At 35.6% G+C, this 22,220-nt stretch carries 18 protein-coding genes, 2 tRNA genes and 1 pseudogene; 8 read left to right on the top strand and 13 right to left on the bottom strand.

What is annotated here, in order from left to right; all coding sequences use genetic code 11:
* Positions 1-46: 46 nt before the first annotated feature.
* On the top strand, positions 47-1,474 hold the full coding sequence (locus HGC4_RS05940) for a hypothetical protein (protein WP_050709212.1): 1,428 nt from the start codon (positions 47-49) through the stop codon (positions 1,472-1,474).
* A 125-nt stretch (positions 1,475-1,599) separates the two neighbouring features.
* Here the strand turns inward: HGC4_RS05940 and HGC4_RS18585 are convergent, their stop codons facing one another.
* The 6 genes from HGC4_RS18585 to HGC4_RS05915 form a co-directional block, all read right to left on the bottom strand.
* Positions 1,600-1,764: a hypothetical protein gene (locus tag HGC4_RS18585; protein ID WP_157258150.1), complete on the bottom strand. Its 165-nt coding sequence runs from the start codon at positions 1,762-1,764 to the stop codon at positions 1,600-1,602.
* A gap of 26 nt (positions 1,765-1,790) precedes the next feature.
* Positions 1,791-2,801 carry an AAA family ATPase gene (locus HGC4_RS05935; protein ID WP_050709211.1) on the bottom strand — a complete coding sequence of 337 codons (1,011 nt, stop codon included), beginning with the start codon at positions 2,799-2,801 and terminating at the stop codon, positions 1,791-1,793.
* A gap of 25 nt (positions 2,802-2,826) precedes the next feature.
* Positions 2,827-3,159, bottom strand: coding sequence for a hypothetical protein (locus HGC4_RS05930; RefSeq protein ID WP_050709210.1), 333 nt, complete (start codon positions 3,157-3,159; stop codon positions 2,827-2,829).
* 11 nt (positions 3,160-3,170) lie between these two features.
* Entirely contained in the window at positions 3,171-3,494 is a 324-nt protein-coding gene (locus tag HGC4_RS05925; protein WP_157258148.1) for a helix-turn-helix domain-containing protein, read from the bottom strand.
* 214 nt (positions 3,495-3,708) lie between these two features.
* Positions 3,709-4,584, bottom strand: a complete 876-nt coding sequence (locus HGC4_RS05920; protein ID WP_050709209.1) for a hypothetical protein — start codon at positions 4,582-4,584, stop codon at positions 3,709-3,711.
* A 17-nt stretch (positions 4,585-4,601) separates the two neighbouring features.
* Complete coding sequence (locus tag HGC4_RS05915; RefSeq protein ID WP_050709208.1) at positions 4,602-5,945, bottom strand: site-specific integrase; 1,344 nt, start codon at positions 5,943-5,945, stop codon at positions 4,602-4,604.
* A gap of 399 nt (positions 5,946-6,344) precedes the next feature.
* Between HGC4_RS05915 and HGC4_RS05910 the strand changes: the two genes are divergently transcribed.
* Positions 6,345-6,638: a hypothetical protein gene (locus HGC4_RS05910; protein WP_050709207.1), complete on the top strand. Its 294-nt coding sequence runs from the start codon at positions 6,345-6,347 to the stop codon at positions 6,636-6,638.
* 9 nt (positions 6,639-6,647) lie between these two features.
* On the opposite strand, the gene HGC4_RS05905 is transcribed toward HGC4_RS05910, so the two are convergent.
* A complete protein-coding gene (locus HGC4_RS05905) occupies positions 6,648-7,352 on the bottom strand; it encodes a M949_RS01915 family surface polysaccharide biosynthesis protein (protein WP_050709206.1) in 705 nt (234 codons plus the stop codon).
* A gap of 446 nt (positions 7,353-7,798) precedes the next feature.
* Here HGC4_RS05905 and HGC4_RS05900 point away from each other — a divergent pair, with 446 nt between their 5' ends.
* The gene (locus HGC4_RS05900) at positions 7,799-8,236 is read left to right on the top strand and encodes a helix-turn-helix domain-containing protein (protein ID WP_050709205.1); all 438 of its coding nucleotides are present in this window, start codon (positions 7,799-7,801) and stop codon (positions 8,234-8,236) included.
* A gap of 176 nt (positions 8,237-8,412) precedes the next feature.
* A complete protein-coding gene (locus tag HGC4_RS05895) occupies positions 8,413-9,462 on the top strand; it encodes a hypothetical protein (RefSeq protein WP_050709204.1) in 1,050 nt (349 codons plus the stop codon).
* A gap of 173 nt (positions 9,463-9,635) precedes the next feature.
* On the opposite strand, the gene HGC4_RS05890 is transcribed toward HGC4_RS05895, so the two are convergent.
* The 6 genes and pseudogenes from HGC4_RS05890 to HGC4_RS05865 form a co-directional block, all read right to left on the bottom strand.
* Positions 9,636-9,710: transfer RNA gene (locus HGC4_RS05890), tRNA-Val, on the bottom strand.
* 108 nt (positions 9,711-9,818) lie between these two features.
* Positions 9,819-11,539, bottom strand: a pseudogene (locus HGC4_RS05885) (DNA polymerase III subunit gamma/tau).
* A gap of 149 nt (positions 11,540-11,688) precedes the next feature.
* Positions 11,689-12,444 (bottom strand): M15 family metallopeptidase, encoded by a 756-nt coding sequence (locus HGC4_RS05880; protein ID WP_242047171.1) that lies wholly within the window; start codon positions 12,442-12,444, stop codon positions 11,689-11,691.
* Positions 12,445-12,501: 57 nt separating this feature from the next.
* Positions 12,502-14,955, bottom strand: coding sequence for a replication restart helicase PriA (gene priA / locus HGC4_RS05875; protein WP_050709203.1), 2,454 nt, complete (start codon positions 14,953-14,955; stop codon positions 12,502-12,504).
* A gap of 6 nt (positions 14,956-14,961) precedes the next feature.
* Entirely contained in the window at positions 14,962-15,570 is a 609-nt protein-coding gene (locus HGC4_RS05870; RefSeq protein ID WP_050709202.1) for a porin family protein, read from the bottom strand.
* Positions 15,571-15,656: 86 nt separating this feature from the next.
* Positions 15,657-15,728, bottom strand: a tRNA-Arg gene (locus tag HGC4_RS05865).
* A gap of 211 nt (positions 15,729-15,939) precedes the next feature.
* Between HGC4_RS05865 and dxs the strand changes: the two genes are divergently transcribed.
* The 4 genes from dxs (at position 15,940) to trpS (ending at position 21,996) form a co-directional block, all read left to right on the top strand.
* Positions 15,940-17,874: a 1-deoxy-D-xylulose-5-phosphate synthase gene (gene dxs, locus HGC4_RS05860; RefSeq protein WP_050709201.1), complete on the top strand. Its 1,935-nt coding sequence runs from the start codon at positions 15,940-15,942 to the stop codon at positions 17,872-17,874.
* Positions 17,871-19,208, top strand: a complete 1,338-nt coding sequence (gene trkA, locus HGC4_RS05855) for a Trk system potassium transporter TrkA (RefSeq protein ID WP_050709200.1) — start codon at positions 17,871-17,873, stop codon at positions 19,206-19,208. Before dxs ends, trkA begins: the two co-directional genes overlap by 4 nt.
* Before the next feature lie 132 nt (positions 19,209-19,340).
* Entirely contained in the window at positions 19,341-20,795 is a 1,455-nt protein-coding gene (locus tag HGC4_RS05850) for a TrkH family potassium uptake protein (RefSeq protein ID WP_050709199.1), read from the top strand.
* A gap of 211 nt (positions 20,796-21,006) precedes the next feature.
* A complete protein-coding gene (gene trpS / locus HGC4_RS05845; RefSeq protein WP_050709198.1) occupies positions 21,007-21,996 on the top strand; it encodes a tryptophan--tRNA ligase in 990 nt (329 codons plus the stop codon).
* Positions 21,997-22,220 lie beyond the last annotated feature (224 nt).

The following is a 22,220-nucleotide window of genomic DNA, read 5'->3' as shown; positions in this document are numbered from 1 at the left end:
TTTACTTTAATCATTGGAATCCTATATTTTCTATAAATATAAGTTTATGGAAAGTTTTAAGATTAACGAACTCGGTGTATCAATAATGAATTACACCACAAAACCAATTTTCAAGAATGTAAGATATGGTATAAGAAAAAATATAAGCTGCAAAGATATGGTCGGATTGATTCGACAAGGATATAGCTTTAGCCACTCATTCCATGTTCAGGGAGAATATGGGAATAAAGAAAAGACCATTAATAATTTTAAGCAGACCAATTTCATTTGGTTTGATTTTGATGATAGCATTAATAGCTTAGATAGTATCTATCAAAAGCTGACCTTTAAACCCAATATTAGCTACACTACAATCAGCAATTTACAGGATGGTAAACTAAACAGATTTAGATTAGTATACTTAGTTGATTTTATCATTGACTCAAATGAAAGTTATAAATACTATTTGAATTTATTATTAAATACCATTTTGATAGATTTAGGTAATGATTATTTGAATTATATAGATAATAATTGTTTCAATGTTTCACAACAAATGTTCGGTAGCGGTCATTCCGCTACCATTATTACAAATGATAAAATATATAACCTGGATTCATTTCTATATATAATTGATAATTATAATATTACTAATTTATTAAATAAAGGTAAGTGTAGTAAAAAGCTCAAAAGTAATATTTTAGAAAAAGAGAGAGGAACATTAAAGCTAAATGAGCAAATTACTACACCCATATCAGACCTTGTAACGTTGTTAGGCTCATTTGATATGGAAACATTCAGACCAACTTTAACTAATGAATCATTTGCTGTTCTTAATCAAAATGATGTATACACAAATGTATCTGACCAAGGAATATATAAGATAAATTTTCTATTTGATATAGATAACAAGATTAGGAAAGTAAAGAAAGGTTATCGTAATAATATGCTATTCAATTGGGGTATTACTATCAGAAATATAAAGCCTGAAATAACTTTAGAGGAACTTGCTCAAAATATTTATTGGCTATATATAACCAAGTGTGAGAAGTCTGACGATTGGAATGTATCAAGAATATGTACTATTGCTATCAGCGTTTATAAATCAGATATGAGCCAATATGATAATTTAGGCAAAAGGAAGTATCTAATTGCCCCTGAGCAAAAGCATCTATCCCGACCCGAAAAGTCTAAAGCATTAGGTAAAGCCCGCAGAAAAACAAGAGACTCTAATATTTTAGGTAGTTATGATTTTACAAAAACGGTAAAAGAGAATGCTAAAGAATTGGGTATATCTGAAAACACAGTCAGAAGTAGTTTAAAGGATAATAATATTAAAACTTCTAATCAGGAGAAATATGATAGGTTCGTGAAGGTATACATGGATAATCGGAATGTTACAATTCGGGGTCTTGCAAAACTTACTGGGATATCAGATAAGACCATACAGGCATATAAGAAGAAACTTGAAGGTCAACTTGTGGATAATCGGTAATTTTTTTAGAAAATTTTTATCAAAAGCTAAAAAATACACCCAACCATACTCACTATATAGATGGGTATAGTTTGGTGTTCTTTAGATATACGGATACACCAACCCTAGAGCATGGGACGGTATGGCTACCTATCTCCTGCTTGCCTAAAACGGATAGTCGCTCCCTGAATTCTATCCAAACTTGCTACTTTATCCGCCATACCCTTATTATATATATTGCAATAGGCAGAAAGAGGTTCAATGAGTTGCCCCACGTGTCCCATTGTCTCAATCTCTGAGAAGTGGGACATTCGGGACAGATTGGGACAGAAAATTATTACTTCTTTGATAATCTATCAGCCGTACTTTTGCTAATATTCAATTGTTCTGCTATCTCTCTGACAGTAAAACCTTCTGAGCGTAATTTCTTGACATTAGTAATCAACTCATCTTTATCTTTTTCGCTTGGAAGTTTCAGAAGTTTACTTTCTTCCCCGTTCCCTACAAACTCTAATTGCAGAAAATTAGATGGTTTAGATATTTCAGCAATAACAACATTATCTGCATGGTACACATGTTCGCAACTTCGCTGTTTCAGTTGTTTGATATATCGTAGGTCATCAGAGACACTTTTACCTATGGCAAAACAACTATCTATAAAATTACCAATCATAGCACTCCCTTGCATATCATTTATAGTTAATGGGCTAGTTGCATCACGTTTTGGTGTATGTGCTAATGCCATGATTGATAAAGCATGCTTCGTTTTCAACATTTTCAGTGTCTTCATCAGAGGTATAGCATCTTTAGCTGTCTCCGTTCCACTTTTGAGAAAGGTAAGGTTGTCAATGATAAGAACTTTTGCTTGAGTCTCTATAATTGCTCGTTCTACCGCATGATATACACCAGTTTCAAAATCGGTATAAGTTGGAACGTCAGCATTAGAATTTATCTCAACACGTTTGAAGTTGTTATCAAAAGAATATTCATCAGTTTCGTCCTCATTGCTATATCTTCTTTGAAATTGCTTGTCAGTCAACTCACAATCAAGATATAAAACTTTCTGTTTTGGTGTTTGAAGTTTAAAGTTCCCCATTTGCACTCCACGGCTTATGCTATCTGCTATTTGTACCCCAAGAATAGTTTTTCCAATGTTGTTACTCGCAAATAATATGCAAAGCTCTCCTTCAAACCATAGTTCTCCACATAACATTTTGGGCGTGGGTTTCTTTTTAGCTTCTTGTATCCACTCATTAGCAGATTTTATAATGAGTAAGTCTTTGTATTGTGAAAGGGGAGTGCTTGGCACAGCCCCTTCAATAGTTTCTTGTATATTATTTATTTTCATTTTGATTATTAGGTATTTAATTTAATTAAGGTAATTCTAAAATTTCTCCTGATACTACTATTACATTTCCAAAATCGAAGGTTTGTTGATATGAATGCCATGAATAACAAAATTCTAAATCATAATAAACCTTACTGAGGTGTATTATTAGAGGTAAAGCAAAAGTTGAAATAGTTATAAAGTCTATTGAATACATACTACGTTCTTCGGTTTCACCAAAGAAGTAAGAATGCTCCATTGCCAATACAGAATTGTATATAATATCTTCATACTTCTGATATAAATGGTTTGTAATAAATCGTTTTACCTCATTGGTATTCCCTACAACCTTCACTGAGTTCAATATATAGTTATTCATTATTTATTTTTTTAATTGTTTAAAATTCGTTTAACATCACTCATTTTATACTTACGTTTTCCACCTACTTCAATAGGTTTTAAATAATCTTGCTTGTTCCATCGCCATAATGTAGATTTATTTACTCGGAGCATCTCTGCGACTTCATCACGACTTAGGTAAGTCTCACATTTGGCATTAACAACTTGCTGTTCTAACTCTTGGTGCGTCAATCTTACGATATATTCAGCCCACTCTTTTAACTCCCCTGCTTTTACTGTAATATTCAGGTCAGGGTATTTATTTACCAAATCAAACATTTTATTCATTGTTCTATGTTTATTGGTTACGTCCACTCTCAAATAGTATACGAGCTATTCAAAGCAGTCATAGAGGTTCGCATATCCTCTCTATACTTTTCACACTACAAAAATATAGGATAAATAATTGACAAATAAATAATTAAACTTGTGCATACTTGTCGACAAGCCCACGCAAGAAGAAACAAGTTGACATAAAAAAAGTGCAATGTTTTCACACTGCACCAACTATTTTATTTATGAGAGATAGTTATTTGATAGTCTTAAGTATATCTATGTATTTATTAAGTTCTATCTCAGATATTTTATAATCATTAGCTATAAAATCATTCAATCCTGCATTTGCTCCAATGTCGCCAAACTCATTTCTCATAGCATTATATAGTGTTGAACGATTTTCATAGCCACCAATGAAACTTAGTTTTTCCAAAGATTTTATTATCGTTGCTACTAATTTACCCTTTTTTCCATCTATTAATCCATGAAGTTTCTCCATTAGAGCATCTTTTTTGTCATGGTGGAGATAATCACTAAAACATTTTTCTAAAAATAAATTCTGTTTATCTTGAACTTTCGTGCTCTCTGGGAAATAAAAAGTATATAATTCATTGATTTTTCCAATTGATTTTTGTATCAAATCTCTTTGTGATTTTTCCATCATATAAGATATAGAAACCATATCCTTATATTCTTTCTCATGAGATGATAGTTCTCTTAATAAGGTTTCTGAATCAACGATATTGTTAAAGTAATTTTGTACTAATTGATAGTTCTTTATCATTAAAGTAGGAAGAGTTATCCCATAAAAACCATTATTAGGATACTCTTCTAATTTTTGTTTATGAAACTCAATTATTCTATCTATTTCATCATTTCTAAGATTACGTTTTTGTTCCACTTCATTAAAATCTGAAATTTTTCCTTGAAGATATAACCTCAGTATTGATAATGGATTATCTTTTAGTATTATCTTGTCAATATGTTCTTTTATCTCTATAAAGTACTCATCATGAAGATTATTTAGATATGTAGAATAGGCACGAACATCATCCAATGTCTGTGCCTGAAACCCATTATATAATTTATCTTGAGACTTAAATCTTTTTAAAATAGTTGTAAGATTCATTTTCTAACTTAAATATATTACTCAATCAATTTTACAAGTTCTACCTTCATATCTTTATCAATACTTCTGTATCGGGCAAATGCTTTACTCCCTTCGCTATGACCTGATAACGCACCAACTAAGTTAGGGTCTTTTACCTGTTTATACAAATTTCCAACGAAAGTTCGTCTCGCAAGGTGTGAAGAGGCTACCTCATTGATAGGTCGTTTTTCTTCTTCTCCTGTTGTTGGATTCAATATGGTAACGATACGAGTAATACCACATTGCAAAAATATATCTTTTATCGAATCATTGTATTTCTGAGTACTGATAAAAGGAAACAGTTTTCCCCTTTTGTCTATACCCTGATACTTTCTCACAAGTGCTTTTGCCCTATCATTTAATGGAACGCTAACAGGGTCAGGGCTTTCATTCTTTGTCTTATGTGGTATGTAATCAATAGCTCCATCTACTACATTGTCTTTTGTCATTTTTAAAAGGTCTGAGACCCTGCAACCTATTAGACATTGAAATACGAATATATCTCTTTGAACTTCTAAGTGTGGATATTTAGATAGGTCATAATCTGCTATCTGATTTCGTTCTTCCAATGAAATGTAATAAGGCTTACCATATTTTTCTGCGATTCCATTATACTTATCAAATGGTCTATTACTTGTTATCTCTTGTTCATTGCACCAATTAAAGAATGCTCGTAATTTATTAAATAATGCACAGATGGTATTATTCCCTCTTGCGTGTGGTTTCGGACATTTACGCTTGGTATTAACAATTGAAGGTATTTGCTTATATATATTTGGATATTTATCATAAAGTATGTGTTCATTCTTCATAAAATCTTCAAAGTCTTCTATCACATCGCTATTAATGGTTTCAACGGATAGACTAAATTTGAGTTTACCATTTTTTATCTGATAAAACAGCTCATAACGCTTCAAGGCTCTAATAAGTACATGATAATTATTTTCTCTAACCTTAGATAATCTTCTTTTAGTTAAAAATAACTCTATCAAATCAAAGAGGTTATCTTGGGGTTTCTTATATTTATCAGGATACAAAGTTTCATCAACCAAATGTTCTAAAATCTCGCTTGTTAACCCTACCTTATGTTTATTTCCTTCATATAAATCGGATAGAAGTTGTTTTCTTGCTATCACAGCTCGATTGATTTCATTGCGTTTTTCGGTAGCGAAAACTACCCTCGCTTTAATACAATCGTTTTTACTATCCCATACATCAGGTTTTACTTTGATATCACTACTATGGAATAATTGTATGTCCCTACCATCACTCACTCTAAATCTTACATTAACTTCTGCATTTTTTCTATTACTTCTTACAATAGCTTTTACTGTTGCCATAATTTCTTAATTTAAATTTTACATTCTTATATTTTGAATGCAAATGTATGGCATCAACTATCTGTAATCGAACAATTTGACTTGTGTATCCTTGTCAGCAAGCTGAGACAAGAAGAAACAAGTAAGGAACAAATTTAACATCAATATCCCATCTGTATTTTCGGTTGTGCAAGATAGCCAAACTTGCACAACATGTATGCAATTTCGCACAATCTGATACAATCAGATGAAATGCCGAAATCTCATAAATTATTAGTATTTAATGATATACATTGCAACACCCTGCAAGTCATTTCATTATTAATTTTTCCGCTCCGAGTACACAAGGGGACTTAACAGATTTTTCGCTGTTAAGTCCCTTTTTTCTTTTGTTATAGTTCAACAATTAAAAGAAAAAAAATGGATGAAAAAATAATTTCAAGACTAAAAGCACTTGGCATACCAGAGCTTGAAAATATTAACTCTTTAAATGAACTAAACGGCGATTACATCAATCTTGAAAGTCTATTGCCAAACGGAAAAACAGGTAAAATTTTAGAGGACAATAAAAAATATCTTGCAGCACAAATTGAAATACCTAACAACGAAGAATGTTACGGGATAGCTGCAGACGAAACTATGATAGCAGTTTTCCGTTACGGTTGCGGAGGCAAGGATAGCAAACTTGTTGCATGGATAAGATTATCGGATTAACGACCATTTTCATAATCTCTTTTCCACATTCTCATTCCACATATCTAAAGCGAAATCGCGAAACTCTTTCGGAGCATTTCTGAAGTTGTCATCAAATTTAAAATCTCCTCCGTATGATTCGTTTTTACTTATGCGAATCTTATTTTCTCCACGCATGGCATACTTTTTATCGCCCTCATACATAATTATTTTCATTTCCTCCGGACTCACATCTCCATGACAACTCTTCATATACATTATCCAAACTTCTGCAATACCATTCTTATCCAGATCTGTCACCTTAAAAGTATTGTCTATAAACTCAGCAAAAATATCTACGGGACAATCCGAAATAAAATCATAAACCTTCCAAGTCAGATTATACTGCTTATTGTTACCATTCAATAAATAATGATAACCGAACAATTCAGCATCACCTCCATCAGATTCATGCTTAAACTTTGGACTGACGTAAATACCCGTTTCAGCTATCAAGGCAATATGTTGGCCTAACCTATCCCTCCATGATATTGCATCTTTAAATTTTCCCTCAAAAGAAATTTCGGAAGGTAAATCCTTTTCTTCTATATTTTTAATTGAAGAGACACTATCATGCACTATTTTAATTTCTCTATTTTCGGAGGTCTCTTTTATTACCTGAGTATCATTCTTTACTTTAGTTTGGCATGAAAGCAGTAAAAACAGCAGTATTGCAAAGCAAGCAACTTTATTCATATTTTCGATATAGGTATAGTTAAAGTAATCGTTAGTCGGTTCAAATATAAAGATATAATTTAAAAATTCCGAATAGACACCACTCTACGCAAAGAAAGACCAATCTAATAGATTAGCCTTCCCCCGCCTTCATACCACATGACAAATCGATAAATATTAGCTAGTTGGTTGTACAGATAAATTGCAGCACTGTCATGTCTCTAATTATTGATTTAGAAAATGAATTAAAATAGACTCATGTTAGTTCAGCATGAAGGAAATACATTCCAGAAACAACATTACACAAATGAAAATAAAATTATCGAAAAATAAAGTCCCGAAACAACTTGTAATAACAACGCCTACGCTTGTAATAACCAAGCAGTTTTCTCAACTTATTTTTATACATTTGCTATAATTAAAATATTTCATTCCCATATTCGATACAAATAAAAAACAACGTTGTAATGAAAACAGATAGCACAACCACTAAAAAAAAGCATCAGGGACGCAATGTTAGGCGCTTACGTCAAGCTTTGGGCATCAAGCAGGAGGTAATAGCTTCTGCATTAAACATTACCCAACAAGCGGTTTCTCATTATGAACAAAAGCAAGAGATTGACGATGATACTTTAGTGAAGATAGCTCAAGCTTTGAACATTTCTGTTGAATTAATCAAAGAACTAGAAGAAGACCCCGCAACCATCTATATAGAGAATAACACCTTTGAAGATGGTAGTCAAGTAGGGACTGTGGGATTAATGGGTGAAAATACTAATATTTACAATCCCATAGAAAAGATTATCGAACTATCTAATGAAAAGGCTGCTCTCTACGAACGCCTATTACAAGTAGAGAAAGAGAAAATAGCTCTATTGGAAGAGTTACTAAAAGAGAAGAAGTAATTCAGAAAACTTATACCATCAAAGCTCGTGATTCAAACCATGAGCTTTTTTCTTTATATGCCCCACCCTGTTTATTGTTACACATCTTTAATCACTCTTAACAACAACTTAGCAATCTCGAAATATCTATTTAACCTTATTGGATTTCATTTGTAGAAATTTAATAAGAATTGAACATGACTAAAATTTATTACCTTATCCTGATTCTCTTTCTACCTGCATTCATGCACGCACAAACATCATCCCCAGAAGACACCCTCAGCTTTAAACCCACAGGAACCGTTATAGCAAAAGGTTTCCTCGACTACAGCATGGGACTGGGTAATGCCGAACACGTGCGAGGTTTTAACATCGGACGAGCATTCCTTGGGTACAATTATAAATTCACACCCACATGGCAAGCTCAATTAGTACTGGATGGAGCCTCTTATCAATCGCCCATCTCAGGCACCGATGCTAACACCGTAAATATGTATGTACGTAACGCTTTTGTCAATTGGAGAGACAACGGATTCAATATAAATTTTGGTTTACTAGGACTATTAGAGTACAATCTTCAAGAAACATATTGGGGACATCGATATGTAGAAAAATCTTATCAGGATCTAAACAATATGGGACCTAGTGTAGATCTAGGTATTACTGCCGAATATGCCTTTAACCCCATGTTCTCTGTTGACGTTTCATTCACCAATGGACAAGGTATACGAAAAATTCAGAAAAGCACAAGCGCACGCTACGCACTAGGCATTACAGCAAAACCCATCAAAGGGCTTGTTTTAAGAGCTTACGGCGATGTTTACAATGAGAGTGAAGATCTGCGCGACAAACTCCCCGAAGGTGTAACAGGAGTCAATTTTAAGAACAAATATATCACAGCTTTATTTGTAGGGTATCAGAATAAAAAAGTTTCTCTTGGTGCAGAATATAATCACCTTTACAATTTAGGATTCATAGAAAAGAAAGACTATCATGGCTTCTCGTTTTACTCTTCGGTAAAACTAAGCCCTAAATATGGGGTATATGGACGTTATGATTTAACTGAATCGAGCCAAGCTGATAACTACCCTAACAGCTGGAACAAACTCGATGGACAACTTATGATTTTAGGTTTCGAATTCCAACCGGCAAAACAATTAAAGATATCTCCTAATATCCGCAATACAAATCCAACAAGAGGTAAATCGGAACAATATTTCGCGATAAGTGTAGACTTCAGTATCTGATATAATATATTCTTAACAGATATGTCGTAAGACCTCTATCAGGATAGGGAAATAAATGACACTCTATATTCAAGAGGAAGCCAATGCGCTTCTTCTTTTTTTTGAAGGAATAAACAGAGACAGTATATAAGCAAAAAAAACATCCACAAATTTCTTTGTAGATGTTTCTGTTGTGGGCGATGAGGGATTCGAACCCCCGACCCTCTGGGTGTAAACCAGATGCTCTGAACCAACTGAGCTAATCGCCCTTTTAAAGGGTAGCACTTTCTCTCAAATGCGATGCAAAGATATGGCTTTTTTCTTTTGCTGCAAATAAAATCAGAAAAAAATTCAATTATTTTCCATCTTTTTTTTCCCTACATCAATTCAAGACCAAATTCGTCCTTTAACCTTTTCACACTTTCGTTTTGCTCAACCATTAGATTGAACTTTTCTAAAGATGTGAATCCCAGCTTTTTCTCATTCTCCACAGTTACCCTCACCTTCATTTGAACCTGAGTATTTCTCAAATTCTTACGAAGAATCGGCATAATATTAACAGCATTATCCAACAACCTCTGTTCTTGTACAGGATTATTAACAACAACTTCAAAAGTATCCCTATTTAAAAGATCGGGTAAACAATTAAGCATTGTATTCTTTAGATGATGTTCTTCGGGAATAGATTCTGCATACGCTTTCCACTCACTCAGAAGCTGCAAAGGTGTAAAGGTTTCCGTAAGAATTTCGGTTTGCTGAGCCTCTACAACTTCTTCCTCTTCCTTTTTTTGAGACAGAGCAGAAAGAGACACACCAAAACCTGCAATAGAAGAATTTCTTATTGCTTTGGGTTGTTGTCTTACTGTTGGAGGTGCAGATGCCGAAGCGGCTTGAGAAGGCGCTCCTACTGATCTTGCCGGAGTAGGTTGGGCATTAGTTACTACCTCTCCAACAGGAAAGATAGGTTCAATTATGACTTTTTTTTTTCGTCCACTGATTGTGGATTGCTCGAAAGCTGACACAAGCGGATTAACGTCAGTTCGATTAGAAGTTTTTTATTTTTACTAACTCTGTAATTCAGATCACACTCATTAACAAGCTCTATGGCTCTGTATAAAAGCTCAACAGGACATCTCTGAGATGTAGTTACATATCTTTCGCGAATAGATGCTCCAACCTCAAACAATTCGGCTGTACGAGGATCTTTACAAACCAACAAATCACGGAAGTGTGAAGCAACTCCTGAGATAATATTATGTCCGTCGAATCCTTTATTGAGAATATCATTCAAGATAAGTAGACTATCCACTACATTATTAGTAAGGACTGCATCTGTCAGTTTGAAATAATATTCATAATCAAGCACATTCAGGTTGTCAATTACGGCTTTGTATGTAACATTTCCTCCTGTAAAGCTTACTACCTGATCGAATATAGAAAGTGCATCTCGCATTCCCCCATCCGATTTTTGAGCTAAAACGTTTAATGCTTCCAATTCTGCATTAACACCTTCTTGTGAGGCTACATATTTAAGATGTTCTACCGTATCTGAAATACTTATACGGCTGAAATCATAAATCTGACAGCGCGAAAGAATAGTAGGCAGAATTTTATGTTTCTCGGTTGTTGCTAAAATAAAAATAGCATGATGAGGAGGCTCTTCCAATGTTTTAAGGAATGCATTGAATGCTGCCGATGACAACATGTGAACCTCATCTATAATATATACTTTATATTTCCCTATTTGTGGAGGAATACGTACCTGATCGATCAATGAACGAATATCATCAACCGAGTTATTAGATGCCGCATCCAATTCATGAATATTAAAAGATCGCTGATCGTTAAAAGCTACACACGATTCGCACGTATTACATGCCTCACCATCAGCTAACGGTGAAAGACAGTTAATAGTTTTTGCAAAAATACGGGCACATGTAGTCTTCCCCACTCCACGAGGTCCGCAGAACAGGTAAGCATGAGCCAATTTATTGGTTGCAATTGCATTTTTGAGTGTAGTTGTCAACGCACGCTGCCCTACCACCGATTTAAATGTCGAAGGTCTGTATTTACGTGCCGAAACTATATAATTATCCATTTGAAGTATTTCATTTTTCAGATACAAATCTAAGAAAAAAATCGGGCTTTTTAAAATTAAGCCGATCGATAAAATAGATAGAAACCTCCCCTTCTTTGACTACACCAATTATAGATGCATCAGAAAAAAATAAAAGAAGAGACAGTATCTTAATCAATAAGCTTAGTATTACTTTTGGCCTCAGCTCGCGAGCTGGCATTAAAATGCCACCATTCGCCGCGTATGGTAATAAATCCGGCCTCGGTCATCACCTTACGAAGTAATTTCCGATTATCGATTTGTTCTCTAGTCAACAAACCCTCCTTTAAAAGCTGTTCTTCTTGATTGATTCCTGCAGCCTTTCCAAAAAAATCGAAAGATGTACCCATATCTAAAGCCACCCCGTCAGAATCGCAAATCGTCAGATCTACTGCCATACCATAGTTGTGCATACCCGTTTTACTAGGGTCGGCAACATATTCTCGATATGGAGTATTCTGCACCACTTTATACATCTTCTTCTGAACAGACATCGGTCTGGCAGCATCATATACTAATAAAGACAAATTAGAATCGCATTCCTTCAATAGTTGTTGAGCCTTCGCTAGTTTTTTAGCCGCAATAGGATGCAGATATGCTTCAGCAAGATCATCGTAAAGTATTTCTTTAGTGAAATTATCAGTTGTTGCATATTTCAAATCAACACGAATAGTTGAGTCTAATGTATGAATATTCACCAAACCTTGCTCCTCCATATACAATGCCATCGTAGACTTTTGAGGAGCAGAAACCTCTTCAACAACCACAATATCCGATTGCAGAGTATCTTGTTCTATAGTTTGAGAGGGAGTAACTTCCGCTTTATTTTGACACGAAAGCATAAAAAGAGGAGACAAAACAATCATGCCCAACAAATTCTTTTTCATTATTATAATTATCTATCGATTACTATACTTGCAGAAATACGACAAAAATTTACGACCTTACATCGGATCGACATCGTAATGTAAAAGTACCGATTTATATTTAGAATTCTGCATCACCAGCTTTTGATAGAATTCAATTAATTCTCTAATTTTCTGGGGTGATGCCTGATTTTCGATCTTCAATACTATTTTGCGAATATAAAGAGATTGCACCCTTGATATCCCCGGTTTTACTGGACCTAACACCCTTTCTTGAAAAGATTGTCTTAGAACCTGAGCAAACTCTACGGCTAAACCATCAACTACGTGTTCTTCTCTTCCTCTAATTACAATTTCTATCAATCGATAAAAAGGAGGGTATCTAAAAAGTTGACGTTCGTTTATTTGCATTTCGTAGAACGATGCATAATCGTTATTTCTGATATAAGAAATAATCGGATGTCCTGGATGAGCCGTTTGTAACAACACCAACCCACGCTTATGCCTTCTACCTGCACGTCCGCTCACCTGCATCATTAGTTGAAAAGCTCGTTCATGCGCTCTAAAATCGGGATAATTAAGCATACTGTCAGCATTGAGAATACCCACTACACTTACATTATCAAAATCCAACCCTTTCGATACCATCTGAGTACCCACTAAAATATTGGTTTTATTCGCTTCAAAATCAGCAATTATCCTTTCAAAAGATCTTTTGCTTCGGGTTGTATCTAAATCCATACGCACCACATTAGCCTCGGGAAGAGTTTCCTGCACTAATTCTTCAATTCTTTCCGTTCCATACCCTTGCATCTCCAACGTCGGAGTTTTACATTCAGGGCATTCGGTAGGTATCGAATAAACTGCTCCACAATAATGACAAACCATCACCCGTTGTCCTTTATGAAAAGTGAGACTTACATCGCAATGCAAACATTTTGGAGTCCAAGAACAGGTTTTACATTCTATCAAAGGAGCAAATCCTCTTCGGTTTTGAAACAAAATCACCTGCTCGTCTCGTCCTAAGGCGTTTCTCATTTCCTCAATCAACGGAGGAGATAAGATAGACTTCATTTGTTTTCTTTTTCTGAGGTCTTTTGTATTTACGGGTACTATTTCGGGCAACTCTATTTCAGAATGACGTTTACTAAGAATCACCAGACCATATCTTCCCGAAAGCGCATTGTAATAAGTTTCGATAGCAGGGGTTGCCGTTCCCAGCAATGTCTTTGCCTGATAAATCCCAGCCAACACAATAGCCGCATTACGTGCATTGTAACGTGGAGCCGGATCTTGCTGCTTATAAGAAGCCTCGTGCTCTTCGTCCACAATAACTAATCCTAGATTTCGTAAAGGCAGAAAAACAGCAGAGCGTGCACCCAATACCACTTGACATTCTTCTTTTTGAAGTAAAGACTGCCACGTTTCGGCACGTTCATTATCATTGAATCTGGAATGATATACAAGTAATTTATTTCCGAAAACCGATTTAAGCCGTTCAGTTATTTGAGTAGTTAATGCAATTTCGGGTAAAAGGTACAAAACTCGTTCACCACGCTCAATGGCATCTTTTATTAGCTGAATATATATTTCGGTTTTCCCCGAAGATGTCACCCCATGAAGTAACACAACTGGTTTTTCTTTGAAGCTATCATATATTTGATTGTATGCCTTCTCCTGAAAAGGGTTAAGCATTTTAGAAGACAGAAGGTCGGGATCTCCATAATCGAAACGTCCTATCTCATTCTGAAATGCAATTAATACGCTCCTTTCGATTAATGCGTCCACAACAGAAGAGCTTATTCCCGTTTGTTCCAGAAATAGTTTTTTCTGAATAAAAAACTCAGGATGATCTCCTGCTTCTTTTTTCAGCTCAAGAAATAAGATTAAAGCTTGCTCTTGCTTTTTAGCCCGCTTTAGTTTATCTAAAATCTCATTAAGTTCGCTTTCCGAATAGTTTTTAGCCAATCGTATCGAAACCTCTGTTTTTGCAGTGTATTTGTTTTGAATGTTTTCATTAAGGTATGCTGCTCCTTTATCTGTGAGAGATTTCACATAGGGAATCACATTAGATAATCCCGTAAGCTTTTCTATTTCCGCAATACGGAGAGGCTTAGAATCTGAAAGTACATAAAACACTTTCGACTCATTAGTTGTAAGAGGTTCTTTCGCCTCAAACGATGCATCCAAAAAAACTAGTGTTTCGCTCTCTAATTTTAGAGCCGAAGGTAATGCTGCTTTATAAATATCCCCCAAGGTACACATATAATAAGAGGATATCCACTCCCAAAACTGAAGTTGTTCTGGTAATACTATCGGATGATCGTCTAGAACAGATATTATTTCTTTAATCCCTTCTTTAGGCTCTTGCGAATGATATACATGATGAATAATTGCAGTATAGAATTTCTTCTTACCAAACTGCACAATAACCCTGCTACCAACAATAACCCGATCTGCAAGCAGATCGGGTATCTTATAAGTAAACACGCCTGGCAGTGGCAGTGGAACTATTACATCAATGTATAGCATTTATTCTCAAAAGAAATAAGTTAAGTTTACAGCCCAGTTAGATGGTCTTTTTCTCAAAGCATCTCCAAGATTGGGGGCATCACTCGAATAATTTTCGGTCAAAGCCTTTCTATAATACATACCCACTTCTAGGTGTTTAAGAAGCTCAACCCCTGCACCTGCATCAAATCCCATTCCAAATGATTTTGATTTATATTGCTCGGCCAAACTTTCACCTGAAAGATCGCCACCGCTAAGTCTAAATTCGGCATATGGTCCGACCACGATAAAGATACCGAATAGACCAACTACACTAAATTTTTTCTTCAAACTTACAGGAACTCTTAAATAGTTATAATTAGAAAGATCGTAACCATCTTTAGTAACATCAAATTGTTGGTGTCCGTAAAGAACAGCAGCCTCAGCTCCCCAACCTATTATAGGAGCCATAACCTCCAATACTCCTCCGACCTGAAATCCTAAGCGATTATTAGCATTCAGTATATCTTTATTGATACGGTTATTACTCACATCGGTACCACCTCTCACACCAAATCTAATTTGTGATGATGCAAAACCTACATTTAATAATGCGATACACAGAATAACCAGTAATCTTAAGTTTAATTTTTTCATTTTGTAATATTTTAAGTTCTTTATGCAGTTGAAACAAAGAATGACCTAAAATTGTTTTAATAGACGAAGGAAATAAAAGATTATAGTAGCACGGCCGGGAATCGAACCCGGATCTAAAGTTTAGGAAACTTCTATTCTATCCATTGAACTACCGCGCCTAGTACTATGATAGCAACAAAAGTAGTTGATTTTTGTTAATACAGCAATACGCCACGGTTTATAAATTTTATTTATTATTGATTTGTAAGCCTATAAACCTCATACTTTTTTATTTTACTCACTAAACATAGGATAAGATATAATTGTTTTATAATTTTGCTCTTTATTTTTCGTTTCTTAAGAAATGATCGATTATTTATACTCACACATATGCCCGAAAACCAAAATAATAATATATCGTTGCTAAAAAGCATCGACTATCCAAAAGACCTTAAAAGTTTAAGTCTAGACCAATTGGAAACTCTTTGCAAAGACCTTAGAACTTTTATCATAGATCAATTATCCGAAAATCCGGGACATTTTGGATCAAGCTTAGGCACAGTAGAGCTTACAGTAGCTCTTCATTATGTCTACAACACTCCATTCGATCGCATCGTATGGGACGTTGGGCACCAAGCATATAGTCACAAAATACTAACAGGAAGAAGAGACAAGTTCCATACAAACCGCAAATTCGGAGGATTGGCAGGTTTCCCTAGTCCTGATGAAAGCGAATATGATACCTTCTCAGCAGGTCACGCATCCAATTCTATATCTGCAGCATTAGGTATGGCTGTGGCTTCGAGCCTTAAAAACGAGAACAAACATGTAGTTGCTGTTATCGGAGATGGTTCGCTCACAGGAGGATTAGCTTATGAAGGCTTAAACAATGCCAGCTCTCAGCCCAACGACTTACTTATCATTCTTAATGATAACGATATGGCGATTGACGACAATGTGGGCGGCTTGAAAGATTATCTCGTAAAAATGACAACTTCGCATGCCTATAACAAAGTACGCAATGATGTTTACGAAAAATTCAAAAGAAAGAATCTAATTACAGAAAAAGGTAAAAACTTCATACTGAGATTCAACAACAGTTTGAAATCATTAATTACCAAACAGCAGAATATCTTCGAAGGTCTAAATATCAGATACTTCGGACCAATAGACGGTCATGATCTGAAAGGTTTGATCCGTATCATCCAAAACATCAAAGACCTAAAAGGACCTAAACTTCTTCATATACATACCATAAAAGGAAAAGGTTATAAACCTGCCGAAGAATCGGCTACCGAATGGCATGCTCCTGGTAAATTCAATAAAGATACAGGAGAAAGAATAATCAATCAGGCAAAAGACCAACCTCAGCTATATCAAAACGTATTTGGTCATACATTGGTAGAGTTGGCTGAAAAAGACAAGCGTATAGTAGGAGTAACACCTGCCATGCCTTCTGGATGCTCTATGACCTTTATGATGAAAGAGTTTCCCGAAAGAAGTTTTGACGTAGGTATTGCCGAAGCTCATGCTGTTACTTATGCAGGAGGATTAGCAAAAGAAGAACTAATTCCGTTCTGTAATATATATTCTTCATTTATGCAACGTGCATACGATCAGGTAATACACGATATTGCATTGCAAAAGTTACATGTAATATTCTGTCTAGACAGAGCCGGACTTGTTGGTGAAGATGGCCCCACACATCATGGAGCATTTGACCTTGCTTATATGCGTTGCATACCCAACCTGATTATCGCATCACCCTATAATGAGCATTACTTAAGACACCTGATGTACACAGCTACCTATGGTAATGATGGTCCTTTTGTAATACGTTATCCTAGAGGGCAAGGCGAATTAAAAGATTGGGAATGTGAAATGAAGATTTTGCCAATAGGTAAAGGTCGTAAATTAAAAGACGGATCGGATATGGCTATAATTTCGATCGGACCAATAGGAAATACTGTTACGAAAGCAATCAGAGACCTCGAGACTAAAGGTTACAGCATAGCTCATTACGATATCATATTCTTAAAACCCATAGATAAAGATCTCTTGAATGAGGTTGCAGCAAGATTCACAAAAGTGATGACTGTTGAAAATGGTGTTATAAACGGAGGACTAGGATCGGCCGTATTAGAACATTTCTCAGACAATGACTTCCGCAACATAGATGTTACACGTGTAGGATTACCAGACGAATTCGTTACACATGGTTCTATTGCCGAACTGAACAAACTATGTGAACTGGATGTTGAAGGCATAAAGAAGCATATTGTCTATGCCTTGAAAAACGAGAAAATTGAGACTTCTATGACATGAGAGTAGTTATTGCCGGCGCAGGAGCTGTAGGAACCCATTTGGCTAAACTATTATCGGGCGAGAATCAAGATGTTATCATCATGGATCCCGATAAAGAGAAATTAAATTTCTCGAAAAGCCATTTCGAAATAATGACTATGGAAGGGTCTTCCACTTCATTGAAGGACTTAAGTGAAGTAGGGGTTGAAGATGCTGACTTATTTATTGGTGTAACTCCTGATGAATCGGTCAACGTAACCTCTTGCATGCTTGCCTCGAAAATGGGAGCAAAAAAAACTTTTGCCCGTATAGATAACTTCGAATACTTATTACCAAAAAATAAAGATTTCTTTGAAAGCCTCGGAGTCGATTCGATGGTATATCCCGAGATGCTGGCGGCTAAAGAAATTGTATCGGCAATAAAAAGACCTTGGGTAAGACTATGGGTCGAATTATTTGGAGGTGCAATTATACTTGTAGGAGTGAAAATTAGAAATAACTCTGAATTAGTAGGAAAATACCTGCACGAAATATCGGTTGCCCCGAAGAAATTTCACATTGTAGCTATAAAAAGAAACAACAGAACTATTATTCCGAAAGGATCTGATCAGATATTGTCTGGTGATATTCTGTTCTTTACTACTACCCAAGAGTTTATAAAAGAAATTCCGGCTATAACGGGAAAGAAAGACTTTGAGGTAAAGAACATAATGATTATGGGCGGTAGTCGTATTGCTATTCGTACCTGTCAGTATTTACCTAGCGATATAAATATAAAACTACTGGAGTCGGATAAAGAGAAATGCTACAAGCTACTCGAAAAAGTCCCAAAAAATGTGACCGTATTCCATGATGACGGTCGTAACTCTGATTTTCTACAAGAAGAAAGTATTAAAGACACAGATGCTTTTATAGCCGTAACCGGAAACTCTGAAGCCAATATATTGGCTTGTCTTGCCGCAAAAAGGTTTGGTGTAAGAAAAACCGTTGCTGAGGTTGAAAACATGGACTATATCTCTATGGCTGAGAATCTCGACATCGGCTCTATCATTAATAAAAAGTTGATTACAGTAAGTAATATATACCGTTTTTTATTGAATGCGGACGTTTCAAACGTCAAGTCTCTAACATTTGCAAATGCAGACGTAGCTGAGATTATTGCACGCCCCAATTCAATAATTACCAAAAAAGAAATAAAGCGCCTATCTTTGCCTAATAATGTGACTTTGGGAGGATTAATACGCAATGGCGAACCAATGTTGATAGACGGTGATACTCAGGTAGAACCATACGATAATGTTGTTGTATTCTGCTTAGATGATGCTTTACGTAATGCGGAAAAACTTTTTAATTAAGGTAGACGAACCTCAATTAATAACGTAAAACAAGATCACATATTTAGAGTTTACAGTCTTTGGTTAGTACGCTATCCAAAGCTATTATAGGAGGTCTAAAAACCTCAACTTTACTTTGGCTATAATCTTAAGATGGGAAATTTTAATTTCCGATTCATCTTTAAAACAATGGGATTCTTATTAATTATAGAATCTATTTTATTGATGCTGTCGGCTGTTGTATCATTCTATTACCATGAAATAAGTGGAGACGCTTTTCTTATAAGTGCTTCTATCACTATTGGTGTGGGAGTAATATTCCGCTTATTGGGAGCAGAAACCAGAGAGCAATTTATCGGAAAACGCGAAGGTTTCCTTGTTGTCAGCCTTTCATGGGTGGTTTTATCGGCTTTCGGAATGCTTCCTTTCCTATTCAGTGGTGTTATCCCCAAAGTAAGTGATGCGTACTTCGAAACTATGTCGGGTTTTACAACCACAGGTTCTACCATTATACCCGATGTTGATGTTGTTCCCTTAGGATTATTATTTTGGCGTTGCCTTACTCAATGGGTCGGCGGTCTTGGTATAGTTGTATTTGCATTAGCAGTACTACCCATTATCGGAGGAAATGCGTCTTTCTTATTCGATGCCGAAACCACAGGTATTGCTCGCGAACGTTTTCAACCCAGAGTTACCCAAGTCGCAAAAAGACTACTGTTCACATACATAGCTATCACATCTATCATAGCAGTATTATTGTGGCTAGGTCCCATGAATGCTTTTGATGCCATATGCCATGCACTGTCTACTGCCTCAACGGGAGGATTCTCCACAAAACAGGCTAGTATTGCATATTGGGATTCGGCATATATAGACTATGTTATTACTATATTTATGTTTGTAGGAGGAATTAACTTTTCTCTGATTTATTTCTTATTTAAGGGGAAGTACAAAAAGCTGTTTCAAAATGAAGAATTGAAATGGTACTTCTTTATATATATCACCTTCACCGCTATTATAACTCTTGGCTTAATATATTCGGGTAAAATAAGTGTAGCTGAAGACGCTTTTAGAACGTCTATTTTCCAAGTAACCTCAGCCATAACCACCACAGGATTCTCTACTGCCGACTTTACAAGTTGGGGACCTTTTTATATGTTCCTTATTTACTGTTTGATGATGATTTGTGCCTGTGCAGGCTCTACTTCCGGAGGAATCAAGGTCATTCGGGTTGTAGTACTTTTCAAGAATGCTATAAATGAGTTTAAACGCCAAGTGCATCCAAATGCAATTCTTCCCGTACGTATAAACAATCAGGTGCTTCCCGTAGATGTAGTAACCAAAATTCTTGCTTTTATATTTCTATATCTGCTCATTCTATTTGTGAGTTTTCTTGTATTATCATTTACGGGTATCGATTTCGAAGATTCAATTACAGCTTCTGTTTCTTGTATGGGGAATGTCGGACTTGGCAGTCTAAGCGATAGCGGACACTTTGGGCATCTCTCGAATACAGCCAAATGGTATCTTTCTTTCTTAATGCTAACAGGACGTCTCGAACTATTCACAATACTATCTTTATTTATGCCTGCATTCTGGCGAAAATAAATGAAATACGACTTCCTTATATCTACCTCATAAGAAGACAATAAGCAGTGTAAACATTCAACCCAAAGTCGATCTCAAAATCGAATCTTTTAATGATTTTGAGACAGAAATCCTCACAATCACAACTTCATCAGATTCTGAAAAAGAGCATAAACTGCTAATAAATCTGGAATAATCGTTAACTTTGTACTAGAAAACTAAATAACATAGTATGGAAACAGTAGTGAGCGGGATTCGCTCAACCGGTAATCTGCACTTAGGCAATTACTATGGAGCCCTGAGGAATTTTATTAAAATGCAGGAAGAAAACAAATGTTTCTTCTTTATTGCAGACTATCATTCTCTTACGACTCACCCCGACCCTAAAATATTACATGGCAATGTAAAAAACGTATTAACCGAATATTTGGCTGCGGGTATCGATCCAGATATCTCGACAATCTATATTCAGAGTGATGTACCTGAGGTTTGCGAACTCTACCTATTGCTTAATATGCACGCCTACATGGGTGAGCTGGCAAAAACTACATCGTTTAAAGATAAAGCCCGTAAACAGCCCGAAAATGTGAATGCAGGTTTGCTAACCTACCCCACTCTGATGGCTGCTGATATATTGATGCACAATGCGGATAAAGTACCCGTAGGAAAAGATCAGGAACAACATTTGGAGATGACTCGCAAATTTGCCCGTCGCTTTAATAATTTTTACGGTGTAGAATATTTCAAGGAGCCTATTGCCTATAACTTCGGAGGCGAATTAATAAAAATTCCGGGATTAGACGGAAGCGGAAAAATGGGTAAATCGGAAGGTAATTGTATCTATCTTTTTGATGAACCTAAGGTAATAGAAAAGAAAGTAAAAAGAGCTTTAACCGATGAAGGACCTCAAAGCCCTAATTCTCCTAAGCCCGATTGTATCGAAAATCTATTCACTATTCTGCGAGTGGTATCAACAGAAGAAGTAGTAAAACACTTTGATGACAAATGGAATAGTTGCGAAATCCGCTACGGCGATCTTAAAAAGCAATTGGCTGAAGATATTATTGCAGTTACTTCACCTATCCGCGATCGTATTCTCGATATTCAGGATAACGAAGCTTACCTACACAAAGTAGTGAAAGAAGGTACGGAGAAAGCTCGCGAAAGTGCCAGAAAAACATTACGTGAGGTACGCGAGATTATGGGATTCAAAGGATTTTAAGGTTACAGACCTTATCTTTATTTCGTAATTATTAGAACATATTTAATATACATATATAAGAAAAGGCTTATTTCGTAGGAAATAAGCCTTTTCTATATTCTCAAAGGACCTTTTATTCATCAAAAGGTTTAAAAATTTCTTCATTCCAATTCAACGATATGTTTTTACCTTCAAATAAACGTTGGTATAAGTTCTTCTTAAGTACACTACGCATTACTTTTTTA

It is taken from the genome of Dysgonomonas sp. HGC4 (genome assembly GCF_001261715.1).
Lineage (GTDB): Bacteria > Bacteroidota > Bacteroidia > Bacteroidales > Dysgonomonadaceae > Dysgonomonas_A.
The sequence above is the reverse complement of the archived record's forward strand: the minus strand, read 5'-3'. Positions and strand labels throughout refer to the sequence as shown.

Excerpts from the sequence above, each read along its gene's own strand:
- HGC4_RS05940 (WP_050709212.1), top strand. The coding sequence starts at position 47 with ATGGAAAGTTTTAAGATTAACGAACTCGGTGTATCAATAATGAATTAC.
- HGC4_RS18585 (WP_157258150.1), bottom strand. The coding sequence starts at position 1,764 with ATGTCCCACTTCTCAGAGATTGAGACAATGGGACACGTGGGGCAACTC.
- HGC4_RS05935 (WP_050709211.1), bottom strand. The coding sequence starts at position 2,801 with ATGAAAATAAATAATATACAAGAAACTATTGAAGGGGCTGTGCCAAGC.
- HGC4_RS05930 (WP_050709210.1), bottom strand. The coding sequence starts at position 3,159 with ATGAATAACTATATATTGAACTCAGTGAAGGTTGTAGGGAATACCAAT.
- HGC4_RS05920 (WP_050709209.1), bottom strand. The coding sequence starts at position 4,584 with ATGAATCTTACAACTATTTTAAAAAGATTTAAGTCTCAAGATAAATTA.
- HGC4_RS05915 (WP_050709208.1), bottom strand. The coding sequence starts at position 5,945 with ATGGCAACAGTAAAAGCTATTGTAAGAAGTAATAGAAAAAATGCAGAA.
- HGC4_RS05910 (WP_050709207.1), top strand. The coding sequence starts at position 6,345 with ATGGATGAAAAAATAATTTCAAGACTAAAAGCACTTGGCATACCAGAG.
- HGC4_RS05905 (WP_050709206.1), bottom strand. The coding sequence starts at position 7,352 with ATGAATAAAGTTGCTTGCTTTGCAATACTGCTGTTTTTACTGCTTTCA.
- HGC4_RS05900 (WP_050709205.1), top strand. The coding sequence starts at position 7,799 with ATGAAAACAGATAGCACAACCACTAAAAAAAAGCATCAGGGACGCAAT.
- HGC4_RS05895 (WP_050709204.1), top strand. The coding sequence starts at position 8,413 with ATGACTAAAATTTATTACCTTATCCTGATTCTCTTTCTACCTGCATTC.
- HGC4_RS05880 (WP_242047171.1), bottom strand. The coding sequence starts at position 12,444 with ATGAAAAAGAATTTGTTGGGCATGATTGTTTTGTCTCCTCTTTTTATG.
- priA (WP_050709203.1), bottom strand. The coding sequence starts at position 14,955 with ATGCTATACATTGATGTAATAGTTCCACTGCCACTGCCAGGCGTGTTT.
- HGC4_RS05870 (WP_050709202.1), bottom strand. The coding sequence starts at position 15,570 with ATGAAAAAATTAAACTTAAGATTACTGGTTATTCTGTGTATCGCATTA.
- dxs (WP_050709201.1), top strand. The coding sequence starts at position 15,940 with ATGCCCGAAAACCAAAATAATAATATATCGTTGCTAAAAAGCATCGAC.
- trkA (WP_050709200.1), top strand. The coding sequence starts at position 17,871 with ATGAGAGTAGTTATTGCCGGCGCAGGAGCTGTAGGAACCCATTTGGCT.
- HGC4_RS05850 (WP_050709199.1), top strand. The coding sequence starts at position 19,341 with ATGGGAAATTTTAATTTCCGATTCATCTTTAAAACAATGGGATTCTTA.
- trpS (WP_050709198.1), top strand. The coding sequence starts at position 21,007 with ATGGAAACAGTAGTGAGCGGGATTCGCTCAACCGGTAATCTGCACTTA.